Genomic DNA, 15545 nt, shown 5'->3' on the forward strand with positions numbered 1-15545 from the left:
CGGGACGACCGTAAGCTGAACGGGTGTACTCGTACAAGGTGATCGAGATCCGAGAGGGCATGCTCGGCGGGAAGATGTCCGGCGGCAAGCTCGAGAAGATCCTCAACGATCATGCCCGAGATGGGTGGCGCCTGAAGGCGATCACCTCCGCCGACATCAAGGGACGGATCGGTCCCGGTGGCGTCGAGGGAATGCTCGTGACGTTCGAACGCGAAGAATAGAAGTCATGTCGCATCGGATGTCGGTGCCCACCGGTAGCGGCAGTAGCTCCTGTCGGCCGTTGCCGGCGACCTGAGCTGAAGGACGGACAGGTGTCGTCGCAGCCGGAGGTCCGCTCGGGTTCGACACTGGTACTCGCAGTGCTGGCGTCGGGCCAGTTCCTGATGACGCTCGACAGCTCGGTGATGAACGTGTCGATGGCGACCGTCGCGCAGGACGTCGGCACCACGATCACCGGCATCCAGACCGCGATCACCCTCTACACCCTGGTGATGGCATCCTTGATGATCACCGGCGGGAAGGTCGGCACGATCCTCGGTCGACGTCGCGCGTTCGGTATCGGACTGGTCATCTACGGCATCGGCTCGTTCACCACCGGGCTCGCCCCGAACCTCGCGGTCCTACTGGTGGGCTGGTCGTTGCTCGAAGGCATCGGCGCGGCCCTGATCATGCCGGCGATCGTCTCGCTCGTCGCGGCCAACTTCGCTCCCGAGCGACGTTCCGCAGCGTACGGTCTGGTGGCGGCGGCCGGTGCGTCGGCCGTGGCTGTGGGGCCGTTGCTGGGCGGGGCCGTCACGACGTTCGCGTCGTGGCGCTACGTCTTCTTCGGTGAGGTCGTCCTGGTAGTGCTGATCCTGCTGGTGCTGCGCCGCATCGAGGACGTTCCCCCTCATCGCGTCCACCTCGACCTCGTGGGATCCGCACTGTCCGTGCTCGGTCTGGGATCCGTCGTCTACGGCGTCCTGCGCTCGAGCGAGTGGGGCTGGGTGCGGGCCGAGCCGGGCGCACCCGCCGTACTGGGCCTGTCCCCGGTCATCTGGCTTCTCGTTGCGGGCTCGCTGGTGCTCTACGCGTTCATGCGGTGGCAGAGCGCTCTCATGAGCAAGGGCCGCGACCCGCTGGTCGATCCGGGGCTGTTCGCCAACCGACAGCTCGTCGGTGGTCTGACGATGTTCTTCGCGCAGTTCGCGGTGCAGGCCGGAGTCTTCTTCTCCGTCCCTCTCTTCCTGTCGGTCGTACTCGAACTCAGCGCAGTCGAGACAGGTGTCCGAATCCTGCCGTTGTCGATCGCGCTGGTGCTGGCCGCAACGGTGATTCCGAAGGTGCGACCCCACGCCGATCCCCGACGTGTGGTGCGCCTGGGCCTGGGCTCGATGATCCTGGGGATCCTGATCCTCGTTGCCGGTATGGACCCGGGTGCCGATGCGTCCGTCGTGTCGATACCCATGTTGTTGATGGGTCTCGGCCTGGGGGCGCTGGCTTCTCAGCTCGGCGCGGTCACGGTCTCGTCGGTACCGGATTCCCAGAGCGCCGAGGTCGGCGGTTTGCAGAACACCGCAACGAACCTCGGGGCGTCGCTGGGCACCGCGCTGATCGGATCGATTCTGATCGCGACCCTCACCACGTCGGTCGTCGCCGGAATCGAGAACAACCCCGGCGTCCCGCCGTCGGTACAGCAGCAGGCGACCACCGAGTTGGCCACCGGTGTGCCGTTCCTGTCCACGACCCAGTTGCGGACCGGGCTCGACGAGGCGGGTGTCGACCCGTCCACAACGGAAGCACTCGTCGCGGTCAACGCCGATGCGCGACTCGACGCGCTGCGCACCGCGTTCGCTGTGACAGCGCTCCTCGCGATCGCGGCGCTGTTCGGAACCGGACGGCTGCCGCGACGATCGGTCGGAACACCACCGCCCTAGAGAACTTCGGTGGTTCACCCGCGCTGAGCGGGGGTGAACCACCGAAATCGATCGTATGTAGGTCAGGACGCGAGCAGTCGACGGAACGAACTGCGGTGGAACACGATGGGTTCGACATCGGCGTCGGTGAGCAGTTCGTTGATGCGCAGTACGACGATCGCGTGGTCGCCCGCCGGAACCTCCTGCTGCACGGTCACGTCCATGCGCACGCTCGTGCCCGAGACGAACAGCGCGCCGCCTTCGCGGCTCTCGATGTCGATGCCGGCGAAGCGATCGCCGTTCTTCGCGGCGAGCACCCGTGCCGCACCGTCGTGTTCCTCGCTGAGCACGCTGATGCCCAGGTGAGGGAGCGCCGACAGTCGCGGCCAGGTGGTCGAGGTGTTCTGTACGCAGAACGAGACGAGCGGCGGGTCGAGCGAGACCGGCACGAAAGTGCTCGCCGCCATCCCGATCCGCTCCCCGTCCACCTCCGCGCAGATCGCGACGACGCCCGAGGGGACGTGCGCGAATGCCTGGCGCAGAGACGGTCCGTCGAGAGTGGTCATGAGGCGGCCTCGTTTCGGAGTGCGGCGGACAGCATCGGCGACCAGCGTTGTCCGCGATACGGGTATCGGTTGTGTAGGTCGAATCGTGAAGATACAGGCCGGAGGCCGGGGTGTAGCGCCCAGTTCTACCACCGAGTGTGATCACATCCACAACGTGATCGGGCTCTCGTCCGGTGAGGGCCGTGGCGAGGCGGGCTCCGGCGTCGAGGGTGCGGGACGCGGGCTTCGGGTTGCCCGCGACGACAACGATCGTCACTGGAGATCACCTTCCGGATCGGCCCTCGGGGTGGAGAGCGACATTCGCCGCCATCCTTCTCGCCGATCGAGCAGACCGGAACTGTTTCGATCCGTACGAGCGGAAACCTCGACGACCCCTCGGTAGGGTCGGGTGGATGAGTGTCGCGGATTCACAGTCAGCCCCCACCGACGGTCTCGCGGGATGGGCGCTGGATCTGATGGACCGCCTCGGCGGTGTCGGTGCCGGCATCGCCATCGCACTCGAGAACTTCTTTCCTCCGCTGCCCAGCGAGGTCATCCTGCCGCTCGCCGGGTTCGCCGCGAGCCTGGGCAGCTTCACCCTGTTCGGTGCGCTGTTCTGGACGACCCTCGGTTCGGTGGTCGGCGCTCTCGGTCTGTATTCGATCGGCCGCTGGGTGGGTGAGGACCGGATCCGTAAGGTCGTGCGGAAGTTGCCGCTCGTCGACGTCGAGGACCTCGATCGTTCGACCGCGTGGTTCGAGCGGCACGGACGCAAGGCTGTCTTCTTCGGCCGGATGGTGCCCGTCTTCCGCAGTCTCATCTCCATCCCCGCCGGTGTCACACAGATGCCGATCTGGCAGTTCCTGGCCTTCACCACCGCGGGCAGTCTGATCTGGAACTCGATCTTCGTGCTGGCCGGTTACCAGCTCGGCGAAAACTGGAGCGCCGTGGAACCGTATGCCTCGGTGCTGCAGTACGTCGTGATCGCCGTCGTCGTCGCGGTGATCGGTTACGCGCTCGTGAAGCGGATCCGCTCGCGGTCGAAGGACAGTGCTTCGGAGAGCCGCGACTGACGGCTCAGCCCCACACGGTGATCACCGTGCACGTGCCCGCGACGACCAGGACGGTGACGACGTCTCCAAGCCGCAGTCGCAGTGGCGGGCGGGTCGCCGATCGAGGACCCCGGCGGGTCGCCGATCGAGGACCCCGCACCGACAGCGCATCGCCGAGATCGCGGACCTGCCGCATCGACACCGACACCACCGCGCCGACGGAGTCGGCCACCTCCTGCCACCATCCCGCCGGATTGCGGATGCCGGGCCGGCCGCGGACCTTGCGCGCAGCGAACAGCACCCGCATCTCGGCACGCACGGTCGGCAGCATCCGCAGTGCCAGCGCGCACACCGTCACCCATTCGTCGACGGGTAGCCGTAACAGTCGCAGCGGGGCGAACAACACGGGCAGGGCGTCGACGAGGTCGGACAGTCGCGTCGTCCACCCCACCAGCGACGCAAGGACCAGCAACCCCACGCCGAGCAGGATCGTCCGGACGTAGGCGGCGAGCCCGCCACCCGCGGCGTTGAGGACCAGACCGACCGCGAGGACCGCGAACACCCACCACGGAATCGTCGGAACCACCCCGCGGGGGATCCGCGCGACGAGCACGCCGACCACCAGCACGGCAAGCAGGATGCCGAGTCCGGTCCAACTCGGAGCGAAGCTCACCGCCACCGACAGCGCCGCTGCCGACAGCACCTTCGTCCCGGCCCACACCCGGTGCAGGGGTGTCTCCCGCGGCACGGGCCGCAGGAGGATGATCGGGCGCCGCTGCCGCGTACGTGTGCGACTCATGCGATCACCGCTCCCGTCTGCTCCACGATGCGTCCGTCCTCGAGTACCACGGTGCGTGAACACACCTCTTCCATGCCGTGCAGGTCGTGGGAGATGACGACGACGGTGACGTGCTCGACCGCGCGTAGATGAGCGAGGATCGACACGACCTCGCGGCGGCCCTGCAGGTCCAGGCCGGCCAGCGGTTCGTCGAGCACGAGCACCCGCGGTGTGCGGGCGAGTTGGGCCGCGATCGCGACCCGCCGCATCTCTCCTCCGCTGAGCCGGTCGATCGGCCGGTCGATCAGTTCGGGACGCAGACCCACCCGGTGCAGGACGGCGGCGACGTAGCCGCGGTCGGTGTGCGGAAGCCCGGCCACCTCGGATATCTCCTGGGCGACGGTCGGTCGTTGCAATTGCAGCCGTGCCTGCTGGAAGACCATGCCCACTTCTCCGTGCAGATCTGCCGTCGGGGTGTCGTGCAGTACGGCCGTTCCGCGCGTGGGACGGGTCAGGCCGGCGACGATCCACGCGAGCGTGGACTTGCCCGAACCGTTCTCCCCGACGACGAGCACCCCTTCGCCGCGGCAGATCGTCAGCGACACCTCGCGCAGGGCGGTGTGCGCCCAGGGTGTGCCGGCCGCGTAGACGTGCGTGACGTCGCGTAGTTCGAGAACCGGCTGTGGGAAGGACGGGACGGTAGCAGGCACCGGCGCCGGGGGTGGCGGCGCCGCGACCCGCGGGACGATCCGGCCGTCGGCGATGTGCACGATCCGGTCGGCGGCGCGAGCCTCGTCGTCGAGGTGGGTGACGAGCACGACCGCGGTGCCGTCCCGAGCGACGTCGGCGAGCAGGCGGATCAGCTCCGCGCGGCTGTCGGCGTCGACCATCGCGGTGATCTCGTCGGCGATGAGCAGTGCGGGTCGCCGGGCGAGTGCGCCCGCCAGTGCCAGTCGCTGCAGTTGCCCGCCGGACAGATCCTCCGTGGCGCGATCCTCCATTCCGACCAAGCCGACGCGGGCGAGCAGATCTTCGATGTCGACGTCCGCTATTCCCCACCGCAGGTCCTCGGCGACCGTGCGACCGAGCACCTGACTCTCGGGATGCTGCAGGATCATCGCGGTGCCACCGGGGCGTCCCGGCCCGACGGGTCCGGGACGGTCGACCAGGCCGACGGTCGGCTCGAGTCCCGCGAGCAGCCGCACGAGTGTCGACTTGCCCGAGCCGTTGCCGCCGACGATCGCGACGAACTCCCCCGGTCCGATCGTGAGGTCGATGTCCGACAGGGCGTCGCGGTCGGTGCCCGGATACCGGTAACCGACCAGGCGTAGCGCGACAGGCAGCGGAGCCGGGTCGGCGGTCGGCTCCTGCTCGGGCCAGTCGACCGACCGGGTCGCCCACGTGCTGCGCAGCGCCACCACACGGAAGATCCCGAAGCACAGCAGTGCGGTTCCCACGGTTCCGACGAGCACTGCACCGCCGATCCACACCCACCACAGCCGCACCATGATCTCGAGTGTTTGTTCCCAGGTGTCGACGAACTGCTCACCCGCACCTGCGGCTTCGAACGCACGGAGCGTGCCGCGCATCGAGGCTTCCAGTGCCTCGAGCAGCAGGATCCGGGTCCGGTCGAACAACAACAGCAGACCGCACGCGACCGCCGCGAGCAGCAACCCCGCCGGGACGGATCCGGCCAGCACCGCGAGCACCGCCGCGTGACCCCACCGACGGTGCGCGAACCCGACGAGGGTTCCGATACCGGACAGGACGACGACCGCGGCGACGGCGAACGGCCCACCGGCCACGAGCGCAACGACCCCGGCGGCGACCGTCGCAGCGACGATCGCGCGCAGGCGGCCGGTGGCGGCGAGGAAGGCGACGGGGAGCGCGACGAGCACCTGGGCGACTCCGACGGGTATCAGTCCCGCGACGACCGACAGCACAGCCGTCAACGTCCCGAAGACCGCCGCTGCGGCGGCCTCCGGTGGTCGTAGAGGTCCCCGTGTCCTGGTCACCGATCGCACCGGGTCCAGTCTGCCAGCCGCTAGTGCGACCGCACGTTCTCCGGTGGCGTCATCTCCACCCGCACTCCGACGAGCCGGACCTCCCGCTCGTGATCGAAGCGGTCGAGCAGTCCGACGGCCACATCCGTGACGGTCGTGAGATCCGCGGTGGGCGACGGAAGAGCAACGCTCGCCGTGTGGGTGACGAACGGCGCGTAGCGGATCTTCAACGCGACCCGCACTCCCTCACGCCTCTCACCTCGGACGTCGTCGACGGCCCGCGCCGCGAGGTCGCGCACGCACTCGGTGATCGCGCTCCAGTCGCCGACATTGTGCTGGAAGGTCGTCTCCCGACTGCGCGACCGCGCCACCCACGGTTCCGCCGACACCTCCGTCGAACCCGCACCGGCGCCGAGGCCGACGAGCCACGGGCCGATCTTGGGCCCGAACCGCGCCGCCATCTCGTCGACCGGGGCACGCGCCAGCTCGCGGACCGTGCGGATGTCCATGTCGTCGAGTTTCTTCACCGTGCGCGCGCCGATGCCCCACAACGAGTCGGGTGAGCGCTCCCCCATCACCGCGAACCAGTTGTCGCGCGTCAACCGGAAGATCCCGCGGGGCTTGCCGAAACCCGTCGCGATCTTCGCGCGCAGAACGTTGTCGCCGATCCCGACGGAACAGTGCAACCCGGTCGCGTCGAGCACGGCGGCCTGCACCTCGCGCGCGAACGCTTCCGGATCGGAGGTTTGCACGCCCATGAACGCCTCGTCCCAGCCGAGCACGTCGACGACCGTGCCGAAGCCGCGGAGGGTGTCCATCACGACCTGCGACACCTCGTTGTAGGTGTCGGCGTCGACAGGGAGGAAGACCGCGTCGGGGATCTTGCGCGCGGCGACCCGCAGTGGCGTCCCCGATCCCACCCCGTGCTCCCGCGCCTCGTAGGAGGCGGTGGAGACCACTCCGCGTTCGGTGGGGTCGCCGCGACCGCCGACCACCACCGGCCGGCCCGCCAGTTCCGGATTGCGCAGCACCTCGACCGCGGCGATGAACTGGTCGAGGTCGACGTGGAGGACCCACTGGTCGATGCCGGGCGTGCCCATGCCGACAACCGTAGGACGCGCGGCAAGTGCGCGTTCGAGAATTCCGACAGTATCCGGGTTCGCGCGCCGAAACGGATTTTGCCCCTGCTGCAGCAGGGGTGAACCTCGGTTCGTGCAGCGAAGATCCGACTCAATTCTGCGCCGCGGGCAACGTGTGCCCCATCCGCCGCCGCTTCGTCTCGGGATACCGCACGTTCGCCGGTGCGACGCCGACGTGCAGCGGCTCTCGCCCTGCGACGACGATGCCGTTGTCCTCGAGTCCGGCGATCTTGGCGGGGTTGTTGGTGAGCAGTCGCACCGAGCCGATGCCGAGATCGTGGAGTATCACCGCGGCACCGCCGTATTCAGGCTCCGGGCCGTGACGTGCGGGACGTACCCCAATCTCCTTCGCGAGAGCCCGGATGCGCAGGCGGGTCTTCTCCACGACGCGCGGGTCGTCGCGCAGGGCACGCGAGACCGTCGATTGCGACACCCCCGCGCGGCGGGCGACGTCGTAACTGGTGACCGACCTGTTCCCCATTCCCGGATTGTAGGGACACGAGACAGGGAGAGCAGAGTTCGCGCGGAGAATAGGACGAACCCTCCGGCCTTTCCCGCGCATTCGCTACGACTTCTGCTATCCGCTGCAGAAATTTCCGTAGCGGATGACCAGTCTTGTAGCGGATGGACAGTCACATGATGTGGTGCCGCCCCACGGGCAGGACGAGCGGCTTGCCGGAGACCGGATCGGAGATCACGCGACTGTCCAGACCGAAGACCGCCTTCACGGTCTCCCCGGTGAGCACCTCGGAGGGATCCCCCGACGCATAGATGCTGCCGTCGGCCATCGCGACGAGGTGGTCGGCGTAGCGCGCGGCGAGGTTGAGGTCGTGCAGCACCATCACGATGGTCGTCCCGCGGTCGCGGTTGAGGTCGGTGAGCAGGTCGAGGACCTCCACCTGGTGGCTGACGTCGAGGAAGGTGGTGGGTTCGTCGAGTAGCAGCAGGTCGGTCTGCTGCGCGAGCACCATCGCGATCCACACGCGCTGCCGCTGCCCGCCCGACAGTTCGTCCACGGAACGCTCGGCGAGTTCGGTGGTGTGGGTGGCGGCGAGCGCATCGGCCACTGCCGCGTCGTCCTCCCGGCTCCAGCGCGAGAGCACCCGCTGGTGCGGATGCCGGCCGCGGCCCACCAGATCGGCGACGACGATGCCCTCGGGGGCGATCGGCGACTGCGGCAGCAGCCCGAGCGTGCGGGCGAGCTTCTTTGCGGGCAAGCGGTGGACGTCCTTGCCGTCGAGCAGGACGTGGCCGCCGCGCGGCGACAACAGTCGCGACATCGACCGCAGCAGCGTCGATTTCCCGCACGCGTTGGCACCGACGATGCACGTGATCCGCCCCGGCGGCACCTGCAGGTCGAGGTTCTCGACGACGGTGCGGTTGCCGTAGCCGAGTTCGAGGTTCTCGGCGATCAGGGCGTGCATTGCGGTCACAGCGAGCCTCCCGCGCGGTTGGAGCGAATGATGAGGTAGACGAGATAGGGCGCGCCGAGCGCACCCGTCACCACCCCCACCGGGTAGCGCGTGCCGAAGGCGTATTGGCCGACGAAATCCGCGACCAGCACGAGCAGCGCCCCGACGAGTGCCGCCGGGACGAACAGCGACGTGCCCCGCCCGACGATCCGCGCGGCGATCGGGCCGGACAGGAAGGCGACGAACGCGATGGGTCCGGCCGCGGCGGTCGCGAACGCGATGAGTCCGACCGCGGAGACGATCGCGAACACGCGTGTGCGTTCGACCCGCACGCCGAGTGCCTGCGCGGCATCGTCGCCGAGCTGGACCATCGACAGGTTGCGTGTCTGCACGAGCAGCACGGGCCCTAGCACCAGGAGGGCGGCGACGACGGGCACCGTCGCACCCCACGTCGCACCGTTGAGGCTGCCGGTGAGCCAGCGCATCGTCTCCTGCAGATCCCACGTCGCCGCGGTGCTCAGGAGGTAGGACGTGACGCTGTCGAGCATGGCGGCGATACCGATGCCGATGAGGATCAGGCGCGTGCCCGCCACCCCGCCGCGATAGGACAGTCCGTAGATCAGGAGAGCCACGGCGAGACCGGCGACGATCGCGACGACCGACACCCCGGTGCCACCGAGTCCGAGCACGATGATGGCGAAGGCCGCCGCGGCGCTCGCGCCGGAGCTGATGCCGATGATGTCGGGGCTCGCGAGCGGATTGCGCAGCATCGTCTGGAAGGTGATGCCACCGAGGCCGAAGCAGATGCCGGCGACCACCGCGAGGACCGCGCGGGGAAGCCGCAGGCGGCCGACCGTGAAGTTCGCGCCGGCCACGTCCTGTCCGAGGACGACGCGCAGCACGTCCGCGGGCGGATAGAACGTCCGGCCGAACATCAGACTCGCCGCGAAGGCCGCGACCACGAGGGTTGCGAGCACGGCGATGACGAGACGGCGTCGGCGTCCGCGCCGTATCCGGCTCGCGGCGAGGTCGTCGATGCCGGTGTCGATGGTCTCGAGTGTGGCGGTCACAGTTCGCGCAGTTTCTGCCGTCGGACGATGTACACGAAGAAGGGCGCTCCGATGAGCGCGGTGATGATGCCGACGTCGATCTCGGCGGGTCGCGCCACGATGCGGCCCACGACGTCGGCGGCGGTCAGCAGTCCCGCTCCCACGAGAGCGGAGAAGGGCAGCAGCCATCGGTTGTCGATGCCGATGAGCAACCGGCACAGGTGCGGCACGACGAGGCCGACGAATGCGATGGGACCGGCGATGGCGGTCGCCGCCCCGCACAACAGCACCGCACCGAGCGCGGCGGTGCCCCGGACGAGAGCGACACGCTCCCCGAGCCCGGCGGCCATGTCGTCACCGAGCGCGAGCGAATTGAGGCTGCGCGCCGACAGCAGGCAGATGGCGAAGCCGACGCCGAAGAACGGCAGCGCCTGGGAGATGGCGTCGTAGTTCGCTCCGCCCACACCGCCGATCTGCCACGACCGCACGCTGCCGGCGATGTCGCCGCGCGGCAGGATCACGGCGGTGACGAACGATGCGAGCGCCGCCGAGGTGGCGGCACCGGCGAGAGCGAGTTTGAGGGGTGTCGCTCCCCCGCGCCCGAGCGACCCGATCGTGTAGACGAACACCGCAGCAGCGGCGGCACCGATGATCGCGACCCAGATCATCGAGGTCTGCGTCCACAGTCCGAACCACGCCATGCCGATCACGACGGCGAGCGAGGCGCCCATGTTGACGCCGAGAATGCCCGGGTCCGCCAAGGGATTACGGGTCACCCCCTGCATCACGGCACCGGCGAGACCGAGCGCCGCGCCGACCAGCAGCGCGAGCACCGTGCGCGGGATGCGTTTGGCGATCGCGCCCTGACCGATGTTGTCAGTGGCGCCGCCGAGGGCCGCGACGATGTCGGCCCAGTCGACGTTGCGCGAACCGATCGTGATCGATGCGATCACCAGCAGGACGAGCACACCGAGCAGAACGAGAAGCCAGACGGAATTGCCGATGGCCGAGCTCCCCTTCTCGGAGGCGCTCGGCATCGACTCGTCGTGTAGTGCGGTCACTCCGCGTTCGTCTTGGCAGCTGCGTCGGAGAGCAGCTGGACGTAGTCGGACAGAACCCAGGAGATCGCCAGCGGCGTCGGGTTCGCTGCGGTGCCGAGCGGGCCGGAGCCGTCGAGGAAGACGATCGAGCCGTTGCGGACGGCGGGCATCTGCGACAGCAGCGGGTCGGCCTCGAGCGCGTCGACGAGCGCCTGGTCGCCGTAGGTGACGATGATCTGCACGTCGTCGAAGACGTCGACCTGCTCGGCGCTGACCTTCTTGGAGAAGGCGTCGTCGGTGGAGGCGTCCGCGACGCTCTTCGGGGTGGCCAGTCCGAGGTCCTCGAAGAAGGCGGCGCGGGTGTCGTTGGCGGTGTAGAAGCTGACCTGGCTCAGGTCGGCGGTGTCGACGTGGGTGAGGAACATCGTCGCCTTGCCCTCGAGTTCGGGGTGGGCGGCGGCCGCGTCGGCGATCTCCTGTTCGAGGCTCGCGACGAGCTCCTCGCCCTCCTCGGCCATGCCCAGGCCGGCGCTGTTGAGCTCGATCATGTCGCGCCACGAGGTGGCCCAGGGAGCCTCCGGGTACGCGACGACGGGAGCGATCTCGCTGAGGGTCTCGTAGTCCTCCTGCGTCAGACCGGAGTAGGCGGCGAGGATGACGTCGGGGTTCGTGTCGGACACGGCCTCGAAGTCGATGCCGTCGGTCTCGTCGAACAGCACGGGGGTCTCGGCGCCGAGTTCCTCGAGACGTTCCTCGACCCACGGCAGCATGCCGTTGCCGTCGTCGTCACCGAAGTTGGCGGCTGCCATACCCACGGGTACGACGCCGAGCGCGAGCGGCACCTCGTGGTTGGCCCAGTTGACCGTGGCGACGCGTTCGGGTTTCTCGTCGAGGGTGACGGTGCCGAGCGCGTGCTCGATGGTGATCGGGTACTCGCCCGAACCGGCGGAGCCGGAGTCGGCGGTGTCCGAGGAGTCGGAGGATCCACAGGCGGTGAGACCGAGGGCGACCGCGACGGATGCGGCGGCGATCGTCAGGAGGCGCTTCGAACGCATGGAGGCAGAACTCACTCTCGTACGGGGTGGGGGCTCGGCCTCACTACCGGCGGCAGTTAGGCGAGGTTTGCCTAAACCGTAATGTTCGCCCGGATCCTGCGCAATCGCTCGATCGGGACAGCCCCTGTAGCGATCGGGACATCAGCCCACGCGGAACACCCCGGGCGTCGTGCCGGTGACCCTGCGGAAGGCCGCCCCGAACGCGCTCGCCGATCGGTAGCCCACCTGTTCGGCGACGTCGTCGACATCTGTGCCGTGGCCGAGCAGCATCACCGCCCGCTGCGCACGGACCGCCGCGACCCAGCGCCCGAGACTCAGGCCGGTCTCCGCCCGGAAGGTGCGGGTGATGGTGCGGGTGCTCACCCCGAGTTCGGTCGCCCAGTCCGAGAGCGTCCGCGGATCGCTCGGGTCCTCGGCGATCGCCTCGACGATCGGCCGCACGACCGGCGACGAGGGCACCTGCACCATCAATTCGTTCTCGGCGGGGGCGAGCACGTCGATCACCATGCGCTCGGTCAGCGAGCGCGACTCGTCGCCGAGACGGTCGTCCGCCAGCCGGTCGAGCAACAGTCGCAGCAGGGGTGTCATCTCCACCGCCACCGGCCCGTCGGACAACGACGGCGCCGCGTCGATCCCGAAATGTGCGGTGCGGTACCAGGTTCCGGCGGGCATGACACCCCAGTGCAGCAGGCCCGCCGGAATCCACAGTCCCATCGTCGGGGTGATGGTCCATGTGCGCGAACCGATGGTCGCGGTGGAGGCGCCCCGGTCGTTCCACAGCAGTTCGTGCGTCGGATGCGAATGCGTCTCGAAGCGGGTCTCGCGGGAGACGAGCTCGTCCATGCCCGCGATGACGAAGGGCACGTCGATCTCGCCGGCCTCGTAGACCGGCAACGTCCTGCTCTCGACCGCCTCGACGCTCTTCACCCGACGCCCTCCTCCGCTCCGCGACGACGACAATCCTCACATGTCCCGCCGCCGCGGCTCAGGTCAGGATCTCGACGTACCCTTCGGTGCCGTGCACGCGGATGCGCTGTCCGTCGCGGATGAGGCGGGTCGCGTCCTCGACACCCACGACCGCCGGCAGCCCGTACTCGCGCGCGATGACCGCGCCGTGGGTCATCACCCCACCGACCTCCGTCACCAGCGCGCTGACCGTGACGAACGCCGGGGTCCAGCTGGGGTCGGTGAACGCCGTGACCAGGATGTCGCCGGGTTCGAGATCGGCCCGGTCCATGTCGGTGACCACGCGGGCGCGGCCCTCCACGACACCGGTGGACACCGCGATACCGGGTAGCGCCCCGTCGGGCAGGCCGTCACGGCTGTACGCACCGGTGAGCGTCTCACCTGTCGACAGCAGCACCCGAGGCGGCGTGAGCGTGGCGAACGATGCGAACTCCCGCTTCCGCTCTGCAACGAGGTCACCGACCGGTTGTGGCGCGCGAACCACGTCCTCGAGTTCGTCGAACCGCAGGAAGAAGATGTCCTCCTCGTCGTCGATCACCCCGGCTCGGACGAGACGTTCCGCCTCCCGCAACAATGCCTGCTTGTAGACGAAGTAGCGGCCGATCATGCCGTACTTCGGATACTCCCGATATCCCGCGAAAGCGCGGACCCGGTCGACGAGCCTCTCGATCTCCCGCTCCTTCTGCTCTCCGTCGGGCAGACCCCGCACACGTTCGAGGAGTTCGCCCTTCTTCTCCTCCGCCTGGCGGCGACCATTGTCGAAACACTGTGTCGCGGCACCGGTTTCGAAGTTGTCGAGATTGCTCACGATCATCGGGACCAGCATCGTGGGGCGCTCACCCCATCTGGGACGGGTGATGTCGATTTCCCCGACACACCGCCTGCCGTACTTGTCGAGGAAGTCCTCGAGGGCAGCTCGTACCTGCGGTCCCCCGTCGCGGGTGCCGAGTTCGTCGAGGAAGCGTGCGTCGTCGAAGCCCTCCTCGTCGACTTGCCGCAGGAACGCCACGACGTCCGGGTACGGGCGCGCGGCATCGGCGACGTCGAGCAGCGCCAACCCCATCTCCGAAGTGACGTTGTAGGGCACCGAGCGCGAGACGACGTCCGCAACGTTCTTCTCCCCCAACCATTTCTGCCCCACCTCGTTGAGACGCTCGGCCGCTTGCATACCGGCGGCGAGCACCTCTCCAACCTCCTTACCGAACAGCGAATCTTGCAGTTCGCGGATGTCGGCGCGGATGAAATCGAGCAGTGCCGAACCGGTTTCGTTCTCGATGCGACGCGCCGATTCGGCGATCGCGGCCTCGTTGCGCGCGACGAGTTCGGGCACGACGGCCGGGTCGATCTCGTCCGGAACAGGCGGCAGACCGACCGGTGCGGCAGCCGGGTCGTCCGGGCGCGTCGGGACGAATCCTCGATCGAGCACGGTTCGCAGCGCGTCGCCGAAGAGCGGGTCGGACCTGCCGATCATGTCCACGATGCCCGGTCCCTGGGTGGGTGAGGCCAGCATGGGCGTGACGTCGACGAACAGCCGCCCACCCGCGTGTCGCATGGGCGCACGGCTGGTCAACTGCCACACGGAGATTCCCAACGGTTTCAGCGGATCGGTCATCATCTGCTGATGTCCGACGGACAGGTACACGTGATTGTCGTCGTCGCCGGCCTCCGGGACGGGGAACAGCGTGGTGATCGGTCGACTCTGCACGATGTGGAAGACGCCGTCGGCCAGGCACCATTCGATGTCCTGGGGTCGCCCGAAGTGTGCTTCGAGGCGCCTGCCCAACCCGACGAGTTCGACGAGGTGCGTGTCGCTCAGCACCGGTGTCTCCTGCCGTTGCGTCCGGTCCACGACCTCGTCGGCACGCACCGCGTACGCGTCGGCGTTCACCAAGCCCGACACCAGGTCGTCACCGAGTCCGGCGACCGCATCCACCCGGGACACCGTGCGGTCCGAAGTGACGGGATCGGCGGTGAACAGCACACCCGATGCCTGCGGGAACACCATCCTCTGCACGACCACGGCCATGTACACCTTCCGGTGGTCGAAACCGTTGTTCACCCGGTAGGCGACGGCACGCTCGGTGAACAACGAGGCCCAGCACCTGCTCACGTGCCGGAGAACGTCCTCGACTCCCCGGATGTCCAGGTAGCTGTCCTGTTGCCCGGCGAACGACACCGTCGGCAGGTCCTCGGCGGTCGCGGACGAGCGCACCGCGACGGGCACGTCCTCCCCGAGTTCGCGGACCCGCGCGGCGATCTCCTCCGCGATGTCACCGGGGATCGTGCACTCTTCGATCGCCGTACGGATCTGCGTGCTCAGCGCTGCGATGTCGTCGGGTTCGGCCTTCGCGAGTCGCTCGAGCAGGTCGTCGACACACGGTAGCTCGGAGAGCACCGTTCGATAGGCGTCCGTCGTCACGCAGAACCCGTCGGGCACGTCGACGTCGTCGAGGCGCCACAACTCCCCCAGGCTCGCTCCCTTGCCACCCACGATCGACACCGCCGTGCGGTCGATCTCCCGAAAATTCTGTATGTAACCCATTCCAGCTCCCCACCTGCGAATTCAATGCTGTGTGGGCGAGTATGAACCCACTTTTCGATCCTCATGAGG

The 15545-nt window shown here is 68.4% G+C and carries 13 protein-coding genes and 3 pseudogenes; 3 read left to right on the forward strand and 13 right to left on the reverse strand.

Annotated elements, in window-relative coordinates; all coding sequences use genetic code 11:
* Window positions 1-23: 23 nt before the first annotated feature.
* Complete coding sequence (locus tag NVV99_RS21120) at window positions 24-221, forward strand: DUF4177 domain-containing protein (protein ID WP_006552868.1); 198 nt, start codon at window positions 24-26, stop codon at window positions 219-221.
* A gap of 90 nt (window positions 222-311) precedes the next feature.
* Window positions 312-1916 (forward strand): MFS transporter, encoded by a 1605-nt coding sequence (locus tag NVV99_RS21125; RefSeq protein ID WP_041803636.1) that lies wholly within the window; start codon window positions 312-314, stop codon window positions 1914-1916.
* A 62-nt stretch (window positions 1917-1978) separates the two neighbouring features.
* On the opposite strand, the gene NVV99_RS21130 is transcribed toward NVV99_RS21125, so the two are convergent.
* Together NVV99_RS21130 and NVV99_RS21135 are read right to left on the reverse strand one after the other, a co-directional pair.
* A complete protein-coding gene (locus tag NVV99_RS21130; protein ID WP_024103637.1) occupies window positions 1979-2461 on the reverse strand; it encodes a flavin reductase family protein in 483 nt (160 codons plus the stop codon).
* Window positions 2458-2717, reverse strand: a pseudogene (locus NVV99_RS21135) (hypothetical protein). Before NVV99_RS21135 ends, NVV99_RS21130 begins: the two are co-directional and overlap by 4 nt.
* Window positions 2718-2853: 136 nt before the next feature.
* Here NVV99_RS21135 and NVV99_RS21140 point away from each other — a divergent pair.
* Entirely contained in the window at window positions 2854-3513 is a 660-nt protein-coding gene (locus tag NVV99_RS21140) for a DedA family protein (protein WP_024103636.1), read from the forward strand.
* A gap of 4 nt (window positions 3514-3517) precedes the next feature.
* Here NVV99_RS21140 and NVV99_RS21145 read toward each other — a convergent pair whose 3' ends face one another.
* The 11 genes and pseudogenes from NVV99_RS21145 to NVV99_RS21195 form a co-directional block, all read right to left on the reverse strand.
* Window positions 3518-4291: an energy-coupling factor transporter transmembrane protein EcfT gene (locus tag NVV99_RS21145; RefSeq protein WP_041803634.1), complete on the reverse strand. Its 774-nt coding sequence runs from the start codon at window positions 4289-4291 to the stop codon at window positions 3518-3520.
* Window positions 4288-6285, reverse strand: coding sequence for a DUF2232 domain-containing protein (locus NVV99_RS21150; RefSeq protein ID WP_197539114.1), 1998 nt, complete (start codon window positions 6283-6285; stop codon window positions 4288-4290). Before NVV99_RS21150 ends, NVV99_RS21145 begins: the two co-directional genes overlap by 4 nt.
* Window positions 6286-6314: 29 nt before the next feature.
* Window positions 6315-7373, reverse strand: coding sequence for a DNA polymerase IV (locus NVV99_RS21155; protein ID WP_024103633.1), 1059 nt, complete (start codon window positions 7371-7373; stop codon window positions 6315-6317).
* Between the two features lie 130 nt (window positions 7374-7503).
* A pseudogene (locus NVV99_RS21160) lies at window positions 7504-7719 on the reverse strand (bifunctional 3,4-dihydroxy-2-butanone-4-phosphate synthase/GTP cyclohydrolase II); the annotation flags it as partial.
* A pseudogene (locus tag NVV99_RS27140) lies at window positions 7719-7893 on the reverse strand (LacI family DNA-binding transcriptional regulator); the annotation flags it as partial. The pseudogenes NVV99_RS27140 and NVV99_RS21160, both read right to left, overlap by 1 nt.
* 151 nt (window positions 7894-8044) lie before the next feature.
* On the reverse strand, window positions 8045-8845 hold the full coding sequence (locus tag NVV99_RS21170) for an ABC transporter ATP-binding protein (RefSeq protein ID WP_019288197.1): 801 nt from the start codon (window positions 8843-8845) through the stop codon (window positions 8045-8047).
* Entirely contained in the window at window positions 8842-9861 is a 1020-nt protein-coding gene (locus NVV99_RS21175) for an iron chelate uptake ABC transporter family permease subunit (RefSeq protein ID WP_197539149.1), read from the reverse strand. Before NVV99_RS21175 ends, NVV99_RS21170 begins: the two co-directional genes overlap by 4 nt.
* 29 nt (window positions 9862-9890) lie before the next feature.
* Window positions 9891-10934, reverse strand: coding sequence for an iron ABC transporter permease (locus tag NVV99_RS21180; protein WP_024103630.1), 1044 nt, complete (start codon window positions 10932-10934; stop codon window positions 9891-9893).
* Window positions 10931-11968 (reverse strand): iron-siderophore ABC transporter substrate-binding protein, encoded by a 1038-nt coding sequence (locus NVV99_RS21185; RefSeq protein ID WP_024103629.1) that lies wholly within the window; start codon window positions 11966-11968, stop codon window positions 10931-10933. The genes NVV99_RS21180 and NVV99_RS21185 overlap by 4 nt, the downstream gene beginning before the upstream one ends.
* Before the next feature lie 141 nt (window positions 11969-12109).
* Window positions 12110-12895 (reverse strand): AraC family transcriptional regulator, encoded by a 786-nt coding sequence (locus NVV99_RS21190; protein ID WP_024103628.1) that lies wholly within the window; start codon window positions 12893-12895, stop codon window positions 12110-12112.
* Window positions 12896-12953: 58 nt separating this feature from the next.
* A complete protein-coding gene (locus NVV99_RS21195) occupies window positions 12954-15476 on the reverse strand; it encodes a phosphoenolpyruvate synthase (RefSeq protein ID WP_024103627.1) in 2523 nt (840 codons plus the stop codon).
* Window positions 15477-15545 lie beyond the last annotated feature (69 nt).

Origin of the sequence: Rhodococcus sp. PAE-6, assembly GCF_025290685.1 — a bacterium.
GTDB lineage: Bacteria > Actinomycetota > Actinomycetes > Mycobacteriales > Mycobacteriaceae > Rhodococcus > Rhodococcus pyridinivorans.